22 protein-coding genes are annotated in these 21615 nt (G+C 47.3%); 18 read left to right on the plus strand and 4 right to left on the minus strand.

Features of this window, described 5'->3' with window-relative positions:
- Positions 1-11 precede the first annotated feature (11 nt).
- The 8 genes from ACE3K2_RS20680 to ACE3K2_RS20715 all read left to right on the plus strand — a co-directional run bounded on the left by ACE3K2_RS20680 (position 12) and on the right by ACE3K2_RS20715 (position 7778).
- A complete protein-coding gene (locus ACE3K2_RS20680) occupies positions 12-1637 on the plus strand; it encodes a glycosyltransferase (RefSeq protein ID WP_421894427.1) in 1626 nt (541 codons plus the stop codon).
- A 14-nt stretch (positions 1638-1651) separates the two neighbouring features.
- Complete coding sequence (gene wecB / locus ACE3K2_RS20685; RefSeq protein ID WP_421894430.1) at positions 1652-2743, plus strand: non-hydrolyzing UDP-N-acetylglucosamine 2-epimerase; 1092 nt, start codon at positions 1652-1654, stop codon at positions 2741-2743.
- Positions 2736-3722: a polysaccharide biosynthesis protein gene (locus ACE3K2_RS20690; protein ID WP_421894433.1), complete on the plus strand. Its 987-nt coding sequence runs from the start codon at positions 2736-2738 to the stop codon at positions 3720-3722. Before wecB ends, ACE3K2_RS20690 begins: the two co-directional genes overlap by 8 nt.
- Complete coding sequence (locus ACE3K2_RS20695; protein WP_421894436.1) at positions 3719-4546, plus strand: dTDP-4-dehydrorhamnose reductase family protein; 828 nt, start codon at positions 3719-3721, stop codon at positions 4544-4546. Before ACE3K2_RS20690 ends, ACE3K2_RS20695 begins: the two co-directional genes overlap by 4 nt.
- A complete protein-coding gene (locus ACE3K2_RS20700; protein ID WP_421894439.1) occupies positions 4528-5469 on the plus strand; it encodes an NAD-dependent epimerase/dehydratase family protein in 942 nt (313 codons plus the stop codon). Before ACE3K2_RS20695 ends, ACE3K2_RS20700 begins: the two co-directional genes overlap by 19 nt.
- A complete protein-coding gene (locus ACE3K2_RS20705; protein WP_421894442.1) occupies positions 5466-6182 on the plus strand; it encodes a glycosyltransferase in 717 nt (238 codons plus the stop codon). The genes ACE3K2_RS20700 and ACE3K2_RS20705 overlap by 4 nt, the downstream gene beginning before the upstream one ends.
- A gap of 100 nt (positions 6183-6282) precedes the next feature.
- Positions 6283-6999, plus strand: coding sequence for a glycosyltransferase (locus ACE3K2_RS20710; protein WP_421894445.1), 717 nt, complete (start codon positions 6283-6285; stop codon positions 6997-6999).
- Positions 7000-7247: 248 nt separating this feature from the next.
- Positions 7248-7778, plus strand: a complete 531-nt coding sequence (locus ACE3K2_RS20715) for a GNAT family N-acetyltransferase (protein WP_421894448.1) — start codon at positions 7248-7250, stop codon at positions 7776-7778.
- Between the two features lie 229 nt (positions 7779-8007).
- Here the strand turns inward: ACE3K2_RS20715 and ACE3K2_RS20720 are convergent, their stop codons facing one another.
- Positions 8008-8178, minus strand: coding sequence for a hypothetical protein (locus ACE3K2_RS20720; RefSeq protein WP_421894451.1), 171 nt, complete (start codon positions 8176-8178; stop codon positions 8008-8010).
- Positions 8175-9413, minus strand: a complete 1239-nt coding sequence (locus tag ACE3K2_RS20725) for a glycosyltransferase family 4 protein (protein WP_421894454.1) — start codon at positions 9411-9413, stop codon at positions 8175-8177. Before ACE3K2_RS20725 ends, ACE3K2_RS20720 begins: the two co-directional genes overlap by 4 nt.
- 184 nt (positions 9414-9597) lie before the next feature.
- On the opposite strand from ACE3K2_RS20725, the gene ACE3K2_RS20730 reads away from it, so the two are divergent.
- A complete protein-coding gene (locus ACE3K2_RS20730) occupies positions 9598-9957 on the plus strand; it encodes a hypothetical protein (protein WP_421894457.1) in 360 nt (119 codons plus the stop codon).
- Between the two features lie 261 nt (positions 9958-10218).
- Positions 10219-11703 (plus strand): DHA2 family efflux MFS transporter permease subunit, encoded by a 1485-nt coding sequence (locus ACE3K2_RS20735; RefSeq protein ID WP_421894460.1) that lies wholly within the window; start codon positions 10219-10221, stop codon positions 11701-11703.
- Between the two features lie 64 nt (positions 11704-11767).
- Here the strand turns inward: ACE3K2_RS20735 and ACE3K2_RS20740 are convergent, their stop codons facing one another.
- Positions 11768-12841, minus strand: a complete 1074-nt coding sequence (locus ACE3K2_RS20740; protein WP_421894463.1) for a glycosyltransferase family 4 protein — start codon at positions 12839-12841, stop codon at positions 11768-11770.
- Between the two features lie 245 nt (positions 12842-13086).
- Between ACE3K2_RS20740 and ACE3K2_RS20745 the strand changes: the two genes are divergently transcribed.
- From ACE3K2_RS20745 to ACE3K2_RS20775, 7 genes are all read left to right on the plus strand, one after another.
- Positions 13087-14208, plus strand: a complete 1122-nt coding sequence (locus ACE3K2_RS20745) for an ABC transporter ATP-binding protein (RefSeq protein ID WP_421894466.1) — start codon at positions 13087-13089, stop codon at positions 14206-14208.
- Complete coding sequence (locus ACE3K2_RS20750) at positions 14205-14921, plus strand: ABC transporter permease subunit (RefSeq protein ID WP_017692528.1); 717 nt, start codon at positions 14205-14207, stop codon at positions 14919-14921. Before ACE3K2_RS20745 ends, ACE3K2_RS20750 begins: the two co-directional genes overlap by 4 nt.
- A gap of 4 nt (positions 14922-14925) precedes the next feature.
- A complete protein-coding gene (locus tag ACE3K2_RS20755; protein ID WP_421894471.1) occupies positions 14926-16320 on the plus strand; it encodes a GldG family protein in 1395 nt (464 codons plus the stop codon).
- Positions 16317-17360 carry a DUF4340 domain-containing protein gene (locus tag ACE3K2_RS20760; RefSeq protein ID WP_421894474.1) on the plus strand — a complete coding sequence of 348 codons (1044 nt, stop codon included), beginning with the start codon at positions 16317-16319 and terminating at the stop codon, positions 17358-17360. Before ACE3K2_RS20755 ends, ACE3K2_RS20760 begins: the two co-directional genes overlap by 4 nt.
- Positions 17361-17628: 268 nt before the next feature.
- Entirely contained in the window at positions 17629-18618 is a 990-nt protein-coding gene (locus ACE3K2_RS20765) for a YhcN/YlaJ family sporulation lipoprotein (protein ID WP_421894477.1), read from the plus strand.
- Positions 18619-18862: 244 nt separating this feature from the next.
- Positions 18863-19087: a helix-turn-helix domain-containing protein gene (locus ACE3K2_RS20770; protein WP_017692532.1), complete on the plus strand. Its 225-nt coding sequence runs from the start codon at positions 18863-18865 to the stop codon at positions 19085-19087.
- Between the two features lie 478 nt (positions 19088-19565).
- Positions 19566-20105, plus strand: a complete 540-nt coding sequence (locus tag ACE3K2_RS20775) for a DUF4303 domain-containing protein (RefSeq protein ID WP_421894481.1) — start codon at positions 19566-19568, stop codon at positions 20103-20105.
- Positions 20106-20251: 146 nt separating this feature from the next.
- On the opposite strand, the gene ACE3K2_RS20780 is transcribed toward ACE3K2_RS20775, so the two are convergent.
- Positions 20252-20599 (minus strand): hypothetical protein, encoded by a 348-nt coding sequence (locus tag ACE3K2_RS20780; RefSeq protein WP_421894484.1) that lies wholly within the window; start codon positions 20597-20599, stop codon positions 20252-20254.
- A 146-nt stretch (positions 20600-20745) separates the two neighbouring features.
- On the opposite strand from ACE3K2_RS20780, the gene ACE3K2_RS20785 reads away from it, so the two are divergent.
- Positions 20746-21609, plus strand: a complete 864-nt coding sequence (locus ACE3K2_RS20785; RefSeq protein WP_289390265.1) for a MurR/RpiR family transcriptional regulator — start codon at positions 20746-20748, stop codon at positions 21607-21609.
- Positions 21610-21615 lie beyond the last annotated feature (6 nt).

The following is a 21615-nucleotide window of genomic DNA, read 5'->3' on the forward strand; positions in this document are numbered from 1 at the left end:
TCCGTGCGGCCATGGCAACGAAACCAAAGATGTTGTTATTTTCACATGTGTGCAATACTCGCAGCATTACAGGTGCAGAGAAACTGCTGCTTCATTTTATGAGAGAGATCGGTACGATCTTTGAATGTGTGCTCGTTGTTCCCCAGGAGGGGAAGCTTGCGGGGCTTGCACGAAGATTCGGCATTCAGGTCAAAATATGCACTCTGCCGATGCTTCACGGTGTGTACACACCTTACCTGGGCATTGCAAATGATGCGGAGCATCTTCGCCATACACCAGCGTATCAGGAGGCGGTCTCCCTAATCCGGGAGACTGCTCCCGATATGGTGTTAACCAACACCTGCGTCAATGTGATGCCGGCTGTAGCAGCAAAGTCGCTTCAGATTCCGGTCATCTGGAAGATTACCGAGATCATTCATACGAATGAACATACATCCGAGGCGATCCAGATGATTGGCCATTACGCCGACTGGATTATCGGTATATCCGAGACAGCGGTGGCCCCATTCCAATCAGCTGGTATGGGTGACAAATTGACGATCATTTCCCCGACCTGGGAACCCGCGCTACCTGCACCGGACCGCTGGGTTCAGCTGCGCGAACGCAAGCGCAAGGAACTCGGTTTCAAATCTTCGCAGACTTGTATCGGTTATATTTCTTCATTTATATATGATGCCAAAGGGTTGAAACCTTTTGTGGATATGGCCTTGAGGATCTGTGAAGCGCATTCGCGCTGTCGCTTCTGGATCATTGGGGCACCATCGGATAAAAAGTATTACGACGAGTGTGTATCACGGGTGAAAAAATCAGGGTATTCACGCCGATTTACCTTCACTACGTTTGAAGAGAACATATCTCTGGCGTATACCGCCATGGATATCGTGGTCATCCCAAGCATGGTCAAAGAAGGATTTGGCATGACCGCACTGGAGGGTCTCTATTTTGCCAAACCGGTCATTGCTTTCGCTCAGGGTGGACTGAAGGAATTAATGGAATCCGTAGGCAGTGGTGCATTTCTGGCCCCACCGGGCGATACGGAAGCGCTTGTCACCTTGACGACAACCTTGCTGAATGATTCAGAGCTGGCTTCGAATACGGGGTGGCGCAATCGTACAGAAGCGGAAAGGCTCTACGGGATTGAAACCTACCGAACGAAACTGCATACGATGGTGACACAGTGGTTATTGCGTTTTCCCGGATGGTTTGCTTATATCCAACCTCCGAATGGACCTGTGTATACCCATGGGGAGGGAGGACTACGCACTGTACTGATTCTGGAGCCGGCTACGGTTCGGGCACTGTTATTCCCGCTGACGGTCATACAGGCGTTGCCACATTCCTCATTACCTCCGATCGCATTGGGTCACGATGCCCCTGTTGCCTCAGGTACTGGCCCAGTTGCCAAGCTGATTCAACAGAGAGGCAAAACGCGGAAACGTCGTCGCAAGTCACTTACACCTCATTCTCGCCGAGACCGCGAGGGGCTGAAACGTATTTCCGGAACTGGCAGACGTAAGGGGAGACCCCGTACAACGAAGGGACCGCGTCCGCATAGGGGAAAATCGGCTAGTCGCAGACGCAAATCTGCCAAGACGGGACGTAGCCGAGTAGGGCGCAAGGGTTCCAATACAAGATGAAGGCAGGGATTACGATGAAGATCATGACGGTGCTGGGTACGAGACCTGAGATCATACGGCTCAGCCTGATCATCTCCAAGCTGGACCAGTACGCGTCCAACCATATTCTGGTGCACACGGGACAGAACTTCACGGAAAGTCTCAGTGGTCTCTTTTTCAAGGAAATGGGCCTGCGCGCACCGGATTACGTTCTTCAGGATGAAGCGGCCTCTCTTGGACGACAGCTGTCCTCGATGTTTACGCAGATGGAAGATCTGATATTGCAGGAGAAGCCCGATAAATTGCTGCTGCTCGGTGATACCAATAGCGCATTATGTGCAATATTGGCTGAGCGCATGGGTGTTCCTGTTATTCATATGGAAGCAGGCAATCGTTGCTTTGACCTGGATGTGCCTGAGGAGAAGAATCGCAAAGTGATTGATGCCATCTCTACCGTGAATATGCCTTACACGGAACAGAGCAAGAAACATTTGGTCAGCGAAGGGGTACCAAGCAGGCGCATCGTGCTCACGGGCAATCCCATCTATGAAGTGATGCAGCACTATGACGCACAGGTAAATTCCAGCAAAATACTCAAGAAGCTGAAGTTGAAGTCCGGGCAGTACTTTTTGGTTACAGCCCATCGAGCCGAGAATGTGGATCATGCTCCTCATTTGCTGGAGATTATGAAAGGGCTGAACCAAGTCGCGGAGGAACACGGGTTACGTGTCATCTGCAGCATCCATCCGCGTACAGCGATCCGGATTGCAGAACATCTGCAGCTGGAGATGAATCCGCTGGTGGAGTTTCACGAACCGTTTGGGTTCTTCGACTTTGTGATGTTGGAACGTCATGCACGTTGTGCACTTACGGATAGCGGTACCGTACAGGAGGAGTGCTGCATTATGGGTGTGCCAACCGTAACGATGCGTCGAACTACGGAGCGGCCGGAAACGGTGGATTGCGGCAGCAATGTAGTCTCCGGTCTGGATGCGGCACGGATTGCTGATTGCGTAAAAGTCATGACAAAGATGCCTGCCGATTGGGATTGCCCGCAAGGTTACAAAGCAACAGATGTATCCAGTAAAGTGGTTAAATTTCTGCTTGGAGGGAAAATGCATGTTTGAAAATAAGCGTATACTCGTGACTGGCGGTACGGGATCATGGGGTTATGAACTTGTGGCTCAACTGCTGCCCCAGCAGCCCAAAGAAATTATTGTATATTCCCGGAACGAGTCCAGCCAAGTGGCCATGAGTCGTGAATTCGAAGACCCGCGTCTTCATTTCCGGATTGGAGATATTCGTGACAAGGATGCCTTGACGGCGGCTTGCCAGCATGTGGACTATGTATTTCATCTGGCGGCGCTCAAGCATGTTCCGGTGTGCGAAGATCAGCCGTACGAAGCACTCAAAACCAATGTGATTGGTACACAGAACGTAATTGAGGCTGCGATTGAGAACAAGGTGGAAAAAGTCATCTATATCTCGACTGACAAGGCTGCCAATCCGTCGAACTTCTACGGCATGACCAAAGCGATCGGCGAGAAATTAATTGTATATGCCAACTTGTTACACAGTGATACCAAGTTTGTTACAGTACGGGGCGGGAATGTCCTGGGAACAAACGGCAGTGTGGTACATCTGTTCAAGAATCAGATCCGCCAGAAAGGGCAGGTCTCCATCACGGATATGAGTATGACACGGTTCTTTCTCACACTGAAGGATGCAATTACCCTGCTGTTCAAAGCTTCGGTGGAAAGTGTCGGCGGAGAGATCTTTGTCATGACGATGCCAACCTGCAAAATCGTTGATCTCGCGGAAGTGCTGATTGAGGATTCCGGTGTAGAGAATGTGAGCATTGTGGAACGGGGCATTCGTCCAGGTGAGAAAATCCATGAAATATTGATGAGTGAATTCGAGAGCATGACTACCGTTGTCTACGATGAGCAGTACCTGGTTATTCTTCCTACCCTGGGTATACCGGGTCTGCGTGAGCATTATACCCATTGTCCGCCAGTCTCCTTTAACAGTTTCAGCTCTGAACACCAACTCATGACCAAAGAGGAGATTCGTGAAATTCTGAAACGCGGAGGATTCCTGTCATGAAACTGCTGATACTTGGTGGAAACGGAATGGCCGGCCATATTTTGGTCGACTATTTCCGCCGTCAAGGTGTGCACAGCGTCTTCTACACATCTCGGGATGTCACGGACCCCAATGGTCTGCTCCTGGATGTGAACGACAGCTTCATGGTTGACCGATTGGTAGAAGCGGTGCACCCGGATGTGATTATTAATGCTGTAGGTGTGTTGAACAACTTCGCAGAAGAGGACAAAATTACCGCATATCATATTAACGGTTTCCTGCCGCATCGTCTGCGGCGGGTTGCAGATACGATTGGTGCACGTTTGATTCATATCAGCACGGACTGTGTATTCAGCGGGGAACGGGGAGCATACCGGGAAGATGATGTTACGGATGGGACTTCAGCATACGCCATTACCAAAGCACTTGGTGAAATTCAGGATGAAGGTCATCTGACGATCCGTACGTCCATCATTGGACCCGAAATTCGGCAGGGTGGCATTGGTCTGATGCAATGGTTTATGTCCAGCACAGGTGAAGTTGGCGGGTATACACGTGTATTCTGGAACGGTGTGACCACGCTTGAGCTGGCGAAATGGGTTGATCATTACCTGGACTCATCTGTTAGTGGTCTGATCCATCTGGCTCATCCGGCACCTGTCAGCAAACATGACCTGCTTGTGTTGTTCAAGCAGACCTGGGATAAGCAGGATGTGACGATTGTGCGTAATGACAGTGTAGTGCAGGACCGTACGCTGGTGTCCACTCGCGAGGATGTGAAGACAGACCTGCCGGAGTATTCTACAATGCTGAAGGAGTTGGCATTATGGATGGAGCAGAGCTGACAGGCAAGAAAGTACTGATTACAGGCGCCTCCGGTTTTACCGGGCGACATGCTGTATCCTATTTTCAGGAAGTTGGTGCAGTGGTTGCAGCGGTAGTTCGGAGACCGGATGTGCACTCGTTTGGTAAAGGTATTCAGGTCCATGTCTGTGATCTGAATGATAAACAGCAAGTGCGTCATCTGATCAGCGAGGTGCAGCCCGACTATGTGCTGCATCTCGCTGGCAAAAATTCAGTGCCTGATTCATGGTCTGATCCGTTACTGGTCCTGGAGACCAATGTGATGGCCGTGCTGTATTTGCTGGATGCGCTTCGCAGTTGTCCGGCAGCACGAACCGTTATTGTAGGATCGAGGTTAAAATATACGCCGGAACCTGGACAGATTCCCCATCCTCCACATCCATACAGCCTCAGCAAAGCGCTGGAAGAGATGGTGTCCTTGTCGTGGATGTCGCTCTTCGGACAACAGATCATGCTCGCCGAACCGGGCAACCTGGTTGGTGCGGGTCCTTCCACAGGCATCTGTTCACTGCTTGCGCGCCATGTTGTTGCCTGTGAGCAGGGTGGCAAAACCGAGGCTTTCCGGCTGTCCGGACGGGACAATACCCGTGACTTTCTCGATGTGCGGGATGCAGTCAGAGCGTATGCGACCCTCCTGATACAGGGGTCCAGCGGTACAGTATACCCGGTGGTGTCTGGAGTCGAGCGCAGTCTTGGCGAAATTGCAGATCTGCTGTTGTCCATGACAGAAGCGGATGTTCCTGTTCGCTGGGATGGGGCCTCTTCTGGTCCGGACGGTTCGGGAAAACAGGAGGAATTATCACTGCTGCGCAAGCTTGGCTGGCAGCCGATGATTCCATTTGCCACATCGCTTCAGGATATCCTAAGTGATGTTCGTGCTCAGCAAGGGAGGACGACAAGTTGAATCCGAGAGTATCCATTGTCATTCCATTCTATAACTGCCCCTATGTACCTCAGGCGATTCAGAGTGCGCTGAACCAGACGTATTCTGATGTGGAGATCGTTGTTGTGAATGACGGTTCCATCCGGCATGCAGAGTTGCTTCAACCCTATCTTCCTTACATTAATGTGCTTGGCAAAAGCAATGGTGGGACGGCTTCGGCACTGAATCATGGCATCCGTCATGCCTCTGGTGATTATATAGCCTGGCTCAGTTCGGATGATTATCTGTACCCGGATAAAATCCGTTATCAGCTCGAGTTTATGCAGCGCGAGAATGTACTCGTCTCGTACACGAACTTCCACTATATCAACGAGCATTCAGCTGTTACGCAAATGCATGGTGGACCTGAACCGATGTCGGATCTGGACTTACTTCGTCGGTTTGTTAACGGCAATCCGGTCAATGGCTGCACGGTCATGATTCGCAAGGATCTCTTTAGCGGAGTGGGGCTGTTCGATGAGCTTCTGCCTTACACGCACGATTTGGATCTCTGGCTGCGTATTCTTCTGAACGGTCATCGTTTTCCATACCTGAATGAGCCGCTTACTGCGTATCGTTGGCATGGGGGTATGGGTTCACTTCGTCATGCTGATGTCATCGGCAGAGAGGCATCCATGGTATGGTCCAGATATCGGGAACCGCTGTTACAGCGAATAGCGGCACTTGGCGGGTAGCTAGCGTAGTGAGGGCAGTTATGAAAGCCAAGAGATGGCTGATTAACGCCCTCTTTGTGCAGCATTTTACCTAAGGCAGTAAGAGGAAGGAGAGGTCCGAATGGAGCCGAAAGTATCGATCGTCATTCCTTTTTATAATTGTGCGTATATCGAGCAGGCGGTTCACAGCGCCATTCACCAGACGTATCCGCATATTGAAGTGATCGTGGTGGATGATGGGTCAACGGAGCACGTGGAGCGATTACAACCATTCATGGATTCTATTCACTATATTCGCAAAGAAAACGGTGGAACCGCGACAGCATTAAATGAGGGTATCAAGCATGCAACAGGCGATTACTTCGTCTGGCTCAGTTCAGATGATGTGATGCTGCTGGATCGGGTGGAGAAACAACTGAAGTTTATGCGAGAGGTTAAGGCTTCATTCTGTCATGGTGCCTATCATTATGTGAATGAGAAGAGTGAATGGTTGGATACGGTGCAGCCGGAAGTCGGCAGTCGTCTGGAGATGTTGCAGGTACTGCTTGAAGGTTGTCCGATCAACGGCTGCACGGTCATGTTGGAGATGAATGCCTTTGAGCGGTTTGGCTTGTTCGATACCGATTTTCGCTATACACATGACTATGAGATGTGGATGAGACTGTTTCCGATGTATGAGCTGTTCTACTACAATGAACCTCTGATGTGCTATCGGTTGCATGAGTCGATGGGAACCAAACGCCATTTCAAGGCACTGGTTGCCGAGATGGAACGGGTTCAGGCGAAACATCGGCCCATTCTGTTCAACTTGCTTCAGGTGGGTGGATATTGGAAGTAGATGGATTTGGCAATGAGGGCTGAATGGATGAGTTTTTAAAATGGCAGGAGAGCACCCTTATGAAGCACTTTTTAAGTGTTATAAGTGGGGAGCTCTTTTTTGTTCCATGGACGATCCTTGGACAGAAAGGTAGATGGGTTGCTGAAGTCTCTGTATAATAAAATGATTCATACACGGAAGGGACTGGACTATGCGCAGATATCAATATTTTAAACCTAACTATTAATAAACTAATGGAGGTAAAAGTATTGATTACAGAGTTACACACAGAACGGTTATATTTGCGAAAAATGAACGTATCGGATTCTGCCAGTTTGTTTAAAATTTGGTCTGATCCAGATGTGACTAGATTTATGAATATCACTCATTTTACAGATGAGAATCAAGCTATAGCGATGATTAATCTTCTGAATGATCTTTCTCAGGAAAACAAGGCTATTCGATTCTGTATCATTGTGCGAGAGTCCAATGAAATTATAGGTTCATGCGGTTATAATTCGCTGGATTTTGACAATCTTAAAGCAGAAATTGGGTATGACATTGCCAGATCACACTGGGGAAAAGGATATGCTACGGAAGCGATCTCTTCTTTGTTAGCTCACGCCTTCTCGACTATGAAGCTGAATCGAATAGAAGCAAAGGTGGACCCCGATCATGTGAATTCCATCAAGCTATTACAAAAGCTCAATTTCACATACGAAGGGACCCTTCGAGCATACGAGAGGGCAGGCGAAACGTTCAACGATCTGAATATGTACTCCAGGTTGGCGACAGATTAGGAAAATATGGAGTTCCCCCCAGCTCCAAGTGCTAACGAATCTGCCACGTCTTATTAGGGGAATTACCACGAAAAACAAATCCTAACAAATCCCAGTCACTAGCGTGTTCTCTGTCCGTTAGAACCCTTTACAACGAACAAGGGGTGTCCTCAGTCATTTGTATGACATGTGGGACAGCCCTTGTTTATATTCCGGCAGGTTGTATGAAGATGACATATCATTGGACGACTTAATCTTTTGAATTCATGATCGCCATTGATGCAGGATCGGGAAATACATAGCCCTTAGGCAGCTTCCGGATCAATTCGTTCATTACAGCGTAATCCACGTTGATGTGAGGTGTGGAAACTGGAGTCGAAAACCAGCGATTGTATAGATCGCTCGGTACAAGTAACGTCATATTGGATGTCCTCCTCTGTAAATGGCTTCCTGGTAGACTTGAAATGTACGAAATCCCATCACTTCCAGTGAACGGTGTTGTTCAGCCCAGGCTCTCGCCGCCGCACCCACTGTTCTCCGGGTAACATCATCCTCGAGTAGTGCATCCAACAGTTCACGGAGCGAGTCGACATCCTGCGGAGGAACAACCCATCCCGTACGCCCAGGTTCAACCATCTCAGGCATGCCGGCTGTACCACTGACGATAACAGGTACACCCGCCAGTTGCGCTTCGGTAACGGAGAACGGCTGAGTGTCCTGCAGGCTGGGCTGGACATAAATGTCTGCATGGCGGAGGAATGAAGGAATATTGTCCAGCTTGCCCCAGAACACAACATCCGCTCCAATCCCGGCACTCGTAGTCTGTGCGCGCAATTCATCGAGCAGGTTACCTTCTCCAGCGATCCAGCATACCCAGTCGGAACGTTTACTTTTCAGACTGGCCAGAGCCTTGATTAACACATGAACACCCTTGATGTATTCAAGCCTTCCAGTAAAGGCAATGACTTTCTTGCCCGCAGGCGGTCGCTGGCGGAACTTCACAGCTGCTGAGGCACGGTAGGCTGGAAGATCCACAGCATAGGGAATCTGTCTGAACTTTGATTCAGGAACGGCAAGTTCTGTAAGGGTACTCTTGATCCAGTGGCTTGACACAAGAATGAGCTCGGACTGTGCTGCACTTCGCTTTTCCAATGAGAGAAAATAACGTCCACGCTTGGATTGCAAATAAGAAGGGAGAGTCAGCTGCGGGTTGGAATTTTGAGCATCGTAAAAGGCTTCGCGTGCAAGAGCGCCATGATAGCTTGTAACCAGTGGGATATTGCGGTTCAAGATGCGTTTTATCGCTACGGCGGCTACCGGATCTTGCGCATGAATCACGTCATAGTGGTCTACCCCCAGATAAGCGGCGGCCATCTCGAAGGCATATCTATTCAGTTCATAAAAAGCGAGAAGAGGATCGGCAGTGAATTGTGGCAGATCCATTGGATTGAGTTTGGCTTGCAGCATGGGCCACACTGTATCCTTGGAGAAAGCGCGGTTCAGATTACGAACATATACTTCGTTATTGGCACCATTTGTACCCATGATATCAACCTCTACACCAAGTGCGATTAACCTGTCAGCCAGTTGTTTAACATATGTCCATATACCTCCCATATGTGTAAGCTCCCAATACGTAACGAGCAGAACTCTCATAGCTACCTCCTTGTCACGGCCTGCACCGACCGAGCTTCCATGCTTTTATTCTATGAAAAAAGAGGACCGGAAGGTCGGGCATTTCCGTGTAATTGGTCGAAAATGGGTAAATGCAAATGGCAATGGACGAGAGGGAGCATATCCTATGTATAGAAAGGCTCATGCGCTGAAGGAGGGATCAACAGTGGCCGTATATTTACTCAATATTCATGAAAATTTGTTGCAGACATCGGTTCCAGTCAAGTACATGGACGTGGAGTTGGCCTATGTAGGGGGCGAGGAAGGGACGGATGTATTTGTTGGCGGAGCCAGTATTCACGGAGAACTGTACCGACATCTTTTTCATATAAGGTCACATACGGGGGGAGCGGGCGGTAATCAGGTCATTCGTAATCTGGGTGTATCTTCCGAGCCTTATGAGTTGAGAATTATCAGTAACAGCTCTTCAGCGAATCATCTGGTTATTCGAATGTATTGCAGGAGTATTCACGGTCAGACATTGGGCATACTGTCAGAATATCAGATGATGAAACTTGCAGATTGATATGGACATAATTGAATAATCATGATTATCAAACGTGTGGAGCAGGGAAGTGCCTGCTCCATTTTTTGTATTGCATCCATAGTAGGAATGTCTGAAAAAATAGCTTGACAGCAAAGGTATTTTCATTAAAATTAGATCAGTATTAAACGAAAGTTTAAAACGACAATTTAAAACGATAGTTTGAAATTAGTCGTCAATATAAGGCTGAGTGAGACGCATGGATAAATCTGTGATCTCCTGCCGGAAAAGAGTGTGGAGAACGTGAAAGAACAAACAGCAGTACCCCAGGAGGCGGCAGAGTTTTCAATCAAAACGATCATACTGCCACTCCTGGCTATTATCGTCGGAATGATTATGGTTATTCTGGACAGCACGGTTGTAAATGTGGCCATTCCGAATCTCGTTCAATATTTCGAGACGGATCTTAAGACGATCCAATGGACGGTTACGGGTTACACCTTGGCATTGTCTGCGGTTATTCCACTGGCAGGCTGGTTAACGGACCGGTTTGGTGCCAAAAGAGTATTTTTGTTCACGATTGCCATGTTTACCTTGGGTTCTGTATTATGTTCGATTGCCCAATCACCTGAGCAATTAATTATTTACCGTGTCATTCAGGGTCTTGGCGGAGGCATGGTTGCTCCTATTGGTATGGCAATGGTCTTCCGTCTGGCTCCTCCTGAACGAAGAGGTTCCATCATGGGCATGCTCGGAATTCCCATGTTGCTTGCTCCTGCACTGGGACCGGTATTGTCCGGTTGGTTTATTGAATCACTGAGTTGGCACTGGATCTTCCTGATTAACTTGCCAATAGGTATTGCAGCGTTCATTCTATGTATCAAGTTCTTGCCTGATACAGATCGTGGACGTACGCCTGCACTGGATCTGCTTGGTATGATCCTGGCACCAATTGCGTTTTCGATGCTTGCCTATGGTGTGAGCGAGGGTGGAACGAGCTGGACATCTACAACAACACTGACTGGTGTAATTGTAGGTGGTGTGGCGCTCATCTTATTCATTATTGTAGAACTTCGTCATCAGAATCCATTGCTCGAACTCCGGGTATTCAAATCATCTGATTTTTCACGGGGGATTGTACTCGCATGGGTGTCACAAGTAGCACTGTTCGGTGCGATGATCCTGATCCCGCTCTACTTGCAACAGATCAAAGGATACACTGCACTGGAAACAGGATTGATTCTGTTGCCACAGGCTCTGGCTTCCGGAGTGGGTATGCCGCTTGGCGGCCGGTTGTTTGATAAAATCGGTGCGAGACCTCTGGCCTTCGTGGGTCTGGGTATTATCTCGGGAGCATTGTTTATTCTGTCCTCCATCACGGCAGAGACAGGTCTTGGCCTGATTATAACGGCTCTGATTATGATGGGCCTGGGTATGGGCTTGTCCATGATGCCACTCAATACGCATGTATTGAATGCTGCACCGCGTAAGTTGGTTGGACGGGTTACACCGCTCACGGCTGCTGCACAGCAAGTGGTTGTGTCCTTCGCCGTTGCCGGACTTACGGGCTTCCTTACCTCAAGAATTGCAGATAATACAACAAGTAAAGAGCCGACCGCCATCGTTCATGGTTTGGTGGCTGGTTTCAATGATACGTTCTTCCTGGCCGCTTGTATTGCATTGTTTGGATGTTTGCTCAGTCTGATTCTGCGCAAACCAAAACCGATGCCGGAAGAAGAACTTCAAAATGGCGACAAGCCTGATCCAGCGATGATGATGGGTCACTAAGACTTCTTAAAAAACCATGCTAAGGCAGTTCAGAGAATTTTGCTGAACTGCCTTTTTGTTCTGCTCAATGGAAAATTCGCAGTGCCGTCATCATTTCACGGAAAGAAATGGCATATCGATCGGGTGAGAAAGACAAGCTCATATGCTGTCTGCCCTGAATGCGAATATAGTCCCGCAGTTTCTTGTTATCCATGAGCTCCCTTGCTTCGGCTACAGCCGCCTTTACATTTCCAATCGGATAAAACTTTCCAGTCTTATTATGTGTGATAAATGAACGTACACCATCCGAATCTGTGCTGAGCACCGGGCAGCCACAACTGATGGCTTCAGCGACGGCATAGCCGAATCCTTCAAGCAGGGAAGTGGATAACATGATCCCCCCTGATTCGGCAATCATGGAATAGTATGCAGGCATCTGAGAATGTGGAACATTGATGAAGATGCCAATCCGATCCTCAAGCCCGTATTCTACCAGCATGTGCCGGAACATGACCTCATCTTCTGGATTAGCCAAAGTTGGATCGTGGAATAACCATAGTCTGGCTTTCGGATTTTTTTTGACGATTTTACTGGAGATGATTAAATATTCACGCCAGTTTTTGTTGTGTTCAAGTCGTCCTACCCAAGCCAGCACCGGATAGGGTGGGGTATCCACCAAAATGGGTGCGAAGGTGTTTGTATCCAGCATATTGGGAATAACAAACCGATGAAGCCAAGGACAGATATGAATGAACATATCCAGCAGATGGTCTGTGGGAGGTATAACGGCAGCATCGCAATGGGCTTGAAGGTAAGGTACACCCATCTGTATCGTTTCCAGTGCCTGATCGCGTGTTCCAAGTCCCTGCGCTTCAAAAATGATTTTTCCTGTATAACCAAGCGCTCTCAAGCGGCCGGGCATAGCGATGTCTGAAGTGGCAATGATGGCGTCATAATGTTGAGTATGAATTAAATGATGGATATCCTCGTCACTGGACGCGGTGAAAATGGGCGTATCACTGTTGTTCTGCAATCCTGACCCTGTGTTGAGATACAATAGATGCGCTTCAATGCCATGACGTTTCAGAACAGCGGTGCGCAGTCGATTTAACGTATCCACGCCCCCGCTTGGAATATAAAACGTGAATAATACTTTCACACGATTCACCCTCTGACTTTTGGTCAGGAGCACATTCTCCTGTACTCTATGTTACGTTGGCTTTAAGTACAGGGTGTGGGTGTTAACCGGATTGTTCACATTTTGGACAAATATTTTTAAGCTAGCTTTTAAGTGACATTAAGCTGAGGCTAGGATAGCTCACGTAAGATACAAGGAACTTCCCGTGTCTATCATCTAACCTGAACGATGGTGCATGGGTATTTTAACGGGAAAGGATGAAGGATGTGCTCGAAGTGAAACAGGTCAGCAAAGTTTACGAAGGGCAACGGGGCGTACATCAACTGGATTTCACCATGGAACGTGGTGAGATTGTTGGGTTTCTCGGTCCGAATGGTGCCGGAAAAACAACAACGATGCGTATGATTACGGGTTATGTGCATCCAACCGCGGGTTCCATTATGGTCGATGGGGTGTCGGTGCATGAGCAGGGTCAGCGTGTTCGTTCCAAGATTGGGTATCTGCCTGAGACTCCGCCACTGTATCCGGATATGACGGTGCAGTCCTATCTTAAATTCGTAGCCAATTTGCGAGATGTCCCGGCACGTGAGGTTAAGTTGCGGGTCAGTGAGATGGTTAGCAGACTGGGACTTCAGGGTCGAGAAAGGCAAATGGTACGTGGGTTATCCAAAGGATATAAGCAACGCCTTGGATTGGCAGGAGCCATTATTCATAAGCCGGATCTGCTGGTCCTGGATGAGCCAACATCGGGCCTTGATCCCAATCAGATTATCGAGATCAGAGATCTGATTCGCGAACTGGGGGAGAACCATACGGTGCTGCTCAGTACACATATTTTGCCTGAGGTGAGCACGCTCTGTAATCGAATGTTGATCATTAATCAGGGACAGCTCGTGTTGGATGGTTCACCTCAGCATTTTGGATCAGCAATGGGGGATCAGTTCAAGGTGTCGATTGAAGTGAAGGCCACTGCGGAGCAATTACATAATGTGCTGACACCATGGGAGAAGGTGCGGAGTGAAGTCATTCAGGCGTCGGATGTGAATACAACCAGAGATACTTCACTTACTTCAAATTCAGCGAATACGGTTAAAATGCTGCTTACTGGAGAAAACTCGGAAGATTTTCGGGAGGAGCTATTCTACCTTTTGTCTGGTGCAGGATTACCCATCCTGGAGATGAAAAAGGAGAATCTCAGCCTGGAGCAGATTTTCTTGAAGCTGACCACAACCGAGACAACAGATACAGATACAAATTCGCCAGATGTGGATAGGGTTGCTGGGACAGAGATGGATCAGGACGTAACTGCGGACATCGACTCGTCGAGTACATCGGAAACATCAGAGGACACTTCGCCCCAATCGCGCAAAGAGGAGGGCTCCAAATGAGACGAATGATGGCGGTATGTAACAAAGAGCTGCAAGCTTACTTTCTGTCTCCGACCTCCTATTTTGCTTTTGCCGTATATGTACTGATGACCAGTTTGCTGTTCTACTCCAGTTTCGTATATTACCAGCCGAGTATTGTCGATTATCGACTCGTGCTGGGGGATACGTTATCCATGCTGCTGTTTGTTGTGCCCTTGTTAACGATGCGACTCGTTGCAGAGGAATTCAGACAGGGAACGGATGAATTGTTGCTGACTTCTCCGGCACGTGTAACCGAAATTATTTTTGGCAAATATCTTGCTTCTCTGGCCATTCTGGTCGTGCTCATCCTATGCAGTCTGGTGTACCCTTTCATCATGTCGTTCTATGGAACATTGGATATGACAACGGTATGGATGTCTGCGCTGGGTTTATTCTTCCTGGGTGGAAGTATGATGGCGATTGGACTATTTGCTTCCACACTATCCCAGCATCAGATGGTGTCTGCGGTGGCGGGTTTTATTATCTTGCTCGTTTTGTGGATGCTTGATTCATTCGCAGGTAATACAGGGTCTGCTTTACAGCAGTGGCTGGATCCGTTTGCCCTGACTAACCGGTTTGACAGCTTCATGAAAGGCGTGCTTAGTGGACCGGATATTTTGTACTATGTCACACTTTCAGGTGTGTTTCTGCTGTTAAGCATTCAAATTGTGGAACGGAAACGGTGGAGGTGAGAAGATGAAAAAATGGTTAAGTCATACCAACAGTACCGTGCTGTCTGTAGCGGTGATTGGCATCTTTATTTTGCTAACACTGTTCCTGAATTCACTTGGCGGCTTCCAGCTCGATCTGACCTCGAACAAACAATACACGTTGTCTGACCAGTCCCTTACTGCGATCAAAGATGTGAAGGATGACGTTAACATTCTGGTGTTAACCGTTGAAAATGCCAACAACACCGTGCTGAACCGTGAGGTCACGGATATGGTAGAGGAATATACGAAACGTAACAGCAAGTTGAAGCTAAAACAGTATAATCTGACGCAGGAACCTGCACTTGCATCCAAATACGGCATAACAGGCAGCTCCATTGTGCTGGAGCAGGGCGATCAACACAAAGTGATTGATATCGCCAGTTTGTTCACCGCGACAGGTGACGGCAGTGACGGATCGTATCAATTCACAGGTGAGGAAAAACTGACACAGGCGCTCATGAATATGTCATCCACCGAGATGCATAAAATGGTCTTTTTGACCGGACATGAAGAGCTGAGTCTTGATCAGATGACTACGCTGAAATCCTCCTTGGAACAAAATAATGTGCAAACGGAACAGTTGCAGCTGAATCAGGCCGGGAAGGTTCCGGAAGATGCAGATGTGCTTGCCATTATAGGTCCACAACGTGATCTCAGTGATGCAGAAATGAAGGCCATTCGCACCTATCTGAGTAATGGAGGCAAGCTGTTATTATCCCTCGGATTTGTAGAAGATATGAAATCCAGTTGGAAAAACATCGATGCCCTCATGGCAGACTATGGTGTCGTTGATGAGCATGCAGTCATGGTGGATAATCAACAAGCCAGTACGATGGGACCACTATGGGTGGTGCCGGAGTATGGTACACATGCAATCACGGATAAACTTGCTGCGAGCCAATTGTACCCGATGTTGTCGCTGTCGATTGCGTTGACCAGCAAAGAACAGGATAAATATACTCTTTCACCTTTAATTCATTCTTCGAATGACAGTTATGGGGAGACGAATATTGGCGGCTTATTGCAAAATGAAACAACCAATGATGCTGAAGAGGACATTCAGGGACCCGTGGAATTAGGATATGCAGCCGATACGACAGATGGCAAACCAAAGGCGGTTATTCTGGGCTCGTCCATTTTCATGCAGGATTCGGAAATTGCAAATGGCGGCAATCGGGACTTTATTTTGAATACAGTGAACTATTTGAGTGAGAAAGAAAATGGATTGACGATTCGCCCACGGGTACAAGCCGGGTATGAGACGGCATATTTGAATGGCGAACAGGCCAGAACGATTTTCTTCGTGGCTATAGTAGCGTTCCCACTCATCTTTGTTATAATCGGTGTACTCTTATGGTGGAGGCGCAGACGGGTATGAGAAAATGGGTACCAACAATTCTGGTGGTCATCGTTTTAATTGTAGGCTGGGTGTACGCAGCCAATCAAAATTATTTTCGCGAAGAAGAAGCAGAGCAAGCCAAGTTGCTCGGTATTCAAACCGGGGATATTCAATCCATCACGATACATGACACAACGGCGGAGACATCCGGTACAGCAGCATCTTCGATCCTGACGCTTGAAAATGGCGTATGGCAGATGGTTGAGCCAAAGTCCTATCCTCTGAACGGTTACAGTGTTAGCAGTTGGCTGGATGCCCTGATTGGTGCGAATCAGGAACTCATGGTGGAAGAAGCACCGACGGATCTGGATAAGTACGGATTAGGAACAGATGCCACTCGTTTGGATATCAAACTCAAGGATAATCGGGAGATTAAACTGGCTATTGGAAGCCAGCTTCCAGCAGATGATGCACGGTATGTACGCGTAGATGACGGTCCCGTAGTTGCCGTACAGACAGAGACGATTACCAATATAGCCTTGTCACGTCGTGATCTGTTGGATACTACACCGTTCAACATGGACGAGACAAATGTTGGGTCTCTGGAGTGGGAAGGTGAAGCGGCAACCTGGATGTTAACATCGACATCGGAGAACGGTGCTGCAGAGCAGACCTGGACACTGAATGGAAAAACGATTGAAGCCACAGACGCCGTGTCTCTTATCGGTAAAATTAAAAATCTGTCGACAGCAGATGATGTACGTAAAGCGTCCGAGTTGAAGAACTCGGTTCCCCGATTCAGCCTGTCTGTTGAACAGACGGTCAATGGGCAGCAAGTTCGAGATGTGTATCGCGGACTCACGATGCCATCCGAACCGGATCAGATCTGGGTCATTACGCCGGATGGTCAATGGGCATATGCCATGGATGCGACGAGTCTAACGGAAGCCGAGAAATTCCCGGATACAATTAAAGCATCAACAACTTCGGCGGAAGAATCATCGACTTCGGCAAATGACGCAACCACTTCTTCATCAACAGATGGGAAATATGTGTGGCGGAAGATAAGTGATAAGTGATTATAACTAACTTGAAATGAATTTCAAGTTACAGTTACATGGAAACAGTGCTGCGATCAAAGCGGCACTGTTTTTTTATATTAGAGCGAAATCTTTACTGGTTACAGATCAAATCTCACAGATCAGACCGGAAGACCAATTAACAAAGACCAATACCCAAACACCCAAATTTACAGGGAAAGGTACCATATCCTTTCAGCATACCGGTACGTACAGAAGAGCATCCTATCTTTGTGACCAAAACCAACATACATTGGAGGATGAGTACATGCCAGCAGTCAAAAAGGCAACAGCTATTACGTTATCATTGTCTACTGCAATCTTTGTAATGGCCGGTTTGACAGGATGTGGCACGAATCGGGATACCAACAATATGCATACGCAAAGTGTTCGTCAGCAAGCGAACGGCATTAACCGTTATGGTGTGGAAACAAATGGCATGGATGGCATCCGTGCGAAAAGTTATCGCATGCATAATGTCACTGACCTAAAGTCCAGTGAAGAGTTGGCTAAACGCATCGCGGAGATGAAGGAAGTAAAATCAGCCCGTGTCATGTTAACGGATCGTAATGCGTATGTCGCGGTTCGTTTGGCAGATGGTCATGCAGGCAAGCTGGAAAGCAAGTCCAATGGTCGTACAAGCATGCTGAATGGAACAATGCGTAATCGTGCCAGTGATACCATGCGTGGGGGCAACATGAATCACGATATGGGTGGTATGCGAGTGAATGGCGGTACGGGCACCATGTCTCCGTACAGCACCAGTGGAATCGCTCCAGGGCTGAACACAAATTCAGCAACGGATCGCAGCCATATGGGGAATGATCGCAGCATCTATGGAACCATGGGCACAGGTACAATTGGCATGATGCGTGGGCTGACAAACAGCGGCAAAGCACGTGGAACGGACGATGGGCATTACGGTATGAAAAGTGAAGGGCAGCGTGTAGACAGCACGGATGATAACACATCAGCAGAGATTAAAGGTAAGATTTCAGCCAAAATCAAGCAGTTTGCACCAAACATCGAGAATGTATATGTATCAGCCAATCCGGATTTTGTGGAGCATGTCGAGAGCTATGCCACAGATATTCGTAATGGTAAGCCCGTCAGTGGCATGATCGATACGTTCCAATCGATGGTAGAGCGTATTTTCCCAACCAACGGCACGGATACCAATCACCGTGATGGCATCCTTGACGATGGCCTGATGAACCGTAATCACAACGGTGGGGTCATGAATCGAATGAATCGGTAGTTCATAAGTCAGATGTACAAGTGTGCCTTTGCGCAGATGGTAACATCCGCTGCAGGGGCATGTTTGTTTTACATGATCCAATACATATATAACTGAATACGTTCTATTTGGACAATGAATCACATAATTCCTGCCCATTTTTCTTATAAAATTGAACCAACGCCCTTGACCTGACATAAGATGAGTTGACTGTATCCCCTTAACCTTGTTACACCAACACAACCCGAGCAAGGAGGGGTGAACATTGAAGGGTATCGATCATAAAAGCAAATTTTTGTTAACCCACCGTGAACGCGAAGTATTCGAATTACTGGTTCAAGACAAAACAACGCGTGACATCGCAGGGCAGTTATTCATCAGCGAGAAAACGGTGCGTAACCATATTTCGAATGTGATGCAGAAACTCAATGTTAAGGGTCGTTCGCAGGCAGTTGTCGAGCTGATTAAGCTTGGAGAACTGAAGATTTAGTTGCGAATTACAGTTAGGATTAAGTAGCAGCATGAAAGCCTTTCTCTATTCTTTGTCATGAAGAATGGGGCAAGGCTTTTTTGCTGGTATGGACCATGGATTGAGGGAACTAAAATTGAGGGAATATCCGAAACGTAGCATCGCTTGTTTTCATTATTTTAGTAGACCATAATGATTACATATATCAAGCAGATGAGATTGTAGGTAAGGCTTGAAAGTGAAACAATGGGCTGGACAAATTGGGTTTGGGATTTTTTTGTACTACATCTATATAAGTTAAACTACATATTTACACTAGAACGGAGAGGGCAGAAATGACCTGAAGAAGCGGAGCGTTCGCCTTTATCCGCAGATTTCCACTTATATAAAAGTGATTCAAGAAATCTGGGGATAACAGCGATCAGAAGGTTATTCTGTCAGCGAAGTGGCAAGTGTAACGATTCGGTATTCTTATATAAAACATGAAAGGATGATCTAAATGGACCGTTTCTTAAATGAATTTGAAGACCATTTTCGAGCGGGTTTTCTACCCGATCTGGAACAAACGCTGGCTAAGGTGCGGGATGAGAAAGTATATGCTTGTGCATTTGGAACGGACAGTGATTGGGTAACGCTGTTTATGGCGGTAAATACAGAGGAGTCATTGAGCAAACATATTACCAATATGAAGGAACAGGGGTTGTGCGACAGCGAGCAGGACGAGATCTATTACAGATGGGGCTGCTCCGAATATCAATATGGCAACGATACGCACTTTAACCACATCAGTCGATTGTTGTATGCAACAGAAGATGTTCAGGAGTACAAGGATGAGATCATTCGAATCATTGCCAAAGTTGTGAATGAAACAGCAGATGACGTTTTTGCCCGATATGGACAAACCAAAGCTGATATTACGTTCTTCGTATCTCTAACAGATGATGATCTGGCCGAGGAGATTGAGAATCAATCGGTTCATCAAATGACTGTGCCAAGTTTAGCCAGCAAGTTCTTAAAACGATATGATGGCATCAACTAGAACGAGTTAACTTGAGTTAAATTGAATCAAAAGAATTGAATCGTTGTACCGCGAAAGTCTTTCCTATTCTTTTAACTAAAGAAGGAAGAGGCTTTTTTTGTTTTAGCGTGAAAAATGAAACAATCGAATCCATATTACATTATCACTTATTGATTCCTATTCGTTTGAATGAACATCCTCCATCTTTTCTTCGAAAATGGCTGATAAAAGAGCTGCTCCAGTTCCTCAAACTGTGCTTCATTCAGATGAAGATGGAGCGCCCTTTTCGCTATTTTGGCGGCAGGCGTGGAAGAAGATTTCCTACCTCCGGCTTTTCGTTTGATCGGAATATGAAATTGCAGCAGGTCTTCGAACTGATTCCAGCCTTCCCAACTTAGCCTACCTCCGCGTTTCCAGTCGATGGCATAGAGGGCATAATAGGCATGTCCTTCTGTTTGTTTGGTAGCAATAATCCAGGTGGCAGGAATGAACTTTTTCCGTTGTCTTCGATTCATTGGATTGCTCCTTCTTTTGATATTACGAAACTCATGTTAAATTCCTCTTGATTTGCAGGATCGTCTTGATTAAAATGAAGTTATAAAAATAATTTTCTTTATTTATTAAAAATATATAAAAATAATTTTCATGAAGTGAGGTCCTTATGGCAGCCATATTACGTGCGTTGCAGCAAGAACTGAATAATCTTCCGTCTCAGGAGCGCCGTATTGCGGAAGTCATTATGCAATCTCCATCGGACATTCCCGGTTGGACGATTAGTCATCTGGCAGAGCAGAGTGGCACAAGTGCGGCAACAGTAACCCGCTTTTGCAAGTCGTTTCATTTTAAGGGCTTCCCCGATTTCAAAATGAAACTCGCCGCAGAATTATCCCACGCATCTGATGAAACAGCGTATCAGGATATTGTAGCGGGCAATTCACTATCCAAAATTGTTGAAGCTATCGAAGCCAACCACCTTGCATCTATTTCAGATACCACCCGTTTGCTGGACCTGGGCAGATTGGAGCAGGCGGTGCAATTATTGTGCCAGGCTCGTCGTATTGATCTGTACGGTGTGGCTACCTCATCGATTGTTACACAGGATTTCTATCAGAAACTGGTGCGGATCGGCAAAAGCTGTACTGCTTTCTCTGACTCACATATGCAGATCACATCCGCATCTTCGCTCGCTGAGGGCGATGTGGCGATGGCCGTATCCTATTCAGGCGAAACACCCGAAACCATCGATGCCCTGCATTGTGCCAAACAGGCTGGAGCTTCTACAATTTCACTGACTTCCTATGGAAGTAATACACTCGCAACGGTATCTGATATCCCACTGTTCACCTCTTCTTTGGAAGAGGGCATGAGGCGTGGAGATATGGCTTCACGTATTGCACTGCTGCATGTCGTCGATATTTTGTTCACTGGCATGGTAAGTGCCGACTTCGACCGTTTTATACCCAGACTGGAACAATCCTATCATAATGTACAATCTTATCGAGTCCAACACAACGGAGGTGCCTGACAGATG

The sequence above is a fragment of the Paenibacillus sp. genome, assembly GCF_048976745.1.
Classification (GTDB): Bacteria; Bacillota; Bacilli; order Paenibacillales; family Paenibacillaceae; genus Paenibacillus.

Bases quoted from the DNA above. Each gene is read 5' to 3' on its own strand.
- ACE3K2_RS20680 (WP_421894427.1), top strand. From the start codon at position 12: ATGGCAACGAAACCAAAGATGTTGTTATTTTCACATGTGTGCAATACT.
- wecB (WP_421894430.1), top strand. From the start codon at position 1,652: ATGAAGATCATGACGGTGCTGGGTACGAGACCTGAGATCATACGGCTC.
- ACE3K2_RS20690 (WP_421894433.1), top strand. From the start codon at position 2,736: ATGTTTGAAAATAAGCGTATACTCGTGACTGGCGGTACGGGATCATGG.
- ACE3K2_RS20695 (WP_421894436.1), top strand. From the start codon at position 3,719: ATGAAACTGCTGATACTTGGTGGAAACGGAATGGCCGGCCATATTTTG.
- ACE3K2_RS20700 (WP_421894439.1), top strand. From the start codon at position 4,528: ATGGATGGAGCAGAGCTGACAGGCAAGAAAGTACTGATTACAGGCGCC.
- ACE3K2_RS20710 (WP_421894445.1), top strand. From the start codon at position 6,283: ATGGAGCCGAAAGTATCGATCGTCATTCCTTTTTATAATTGTGCGTAT.
- ACE3K2_RS20720 (WP_421894451.1), bottom strand. From the start codon at position 8,178: ATGACGTTACTTGTACCGAGCGATCTATACAATCGCTGGTTTTCGACT.
- ACE3K2_RS20725 (WP_421894454.1), bottom strand. From the start codon at position 9,413: ATGAGAGTTCTGCTCGTTACGTATTGGGAGCTTACACATATGGGAGGT.
- ACE3K2_RS20750 (WP_017692528.1), top strand. From the start codon at position 14,205: ATGAGACGAATGATGGCGGTATGTAACAAAGAGCTGCAAGCTTACTTT.
- ACE3K2_RS20755 (WP_421894471.1), top strand. From the start codon at position 14,926: ATGAAAAAATGGTTAAGTCATACCAACAGTACCGTGCTGTCTGTAGCG.
- ACE3K2_RS20760 (WP_421894474.1), top strand. From the start codon at position 16,317: ATGAGAAAATGGGTACCAACAATTCTGGTGGTCATCGTTTTAATTGTA.
- ACE3K2_RS20765 (WP_421894477.1), top strand. From the start codon at position 17,629: ATGCCAGCAGTCAAAAAGGCAACAGCTATTACGTTATCATTGTCTACT.
- ACE3K2_RS20775 (WP_421894481.1), top strand. From the start codon at position 19,566: ATGGACCGTTTCTTAAATGAATTTGAAGACCATTTTCGAGCGGGTTTT.
- ACE3K2_RS20780 (WP_421894484.1), bottom strand. From the start codon at position 20,599: ATGAATCGAAGACAACGGAAAAAGTTCATTCCTGCCACCTGGATTATT.
- ACE3K2_RS20785 (WP_289390265.1), top strand. From the start codon at position 20,746: ATGGCAGCCATATTACGTGCGTTGCAGCAAGAACTGAATAATCTTCCG.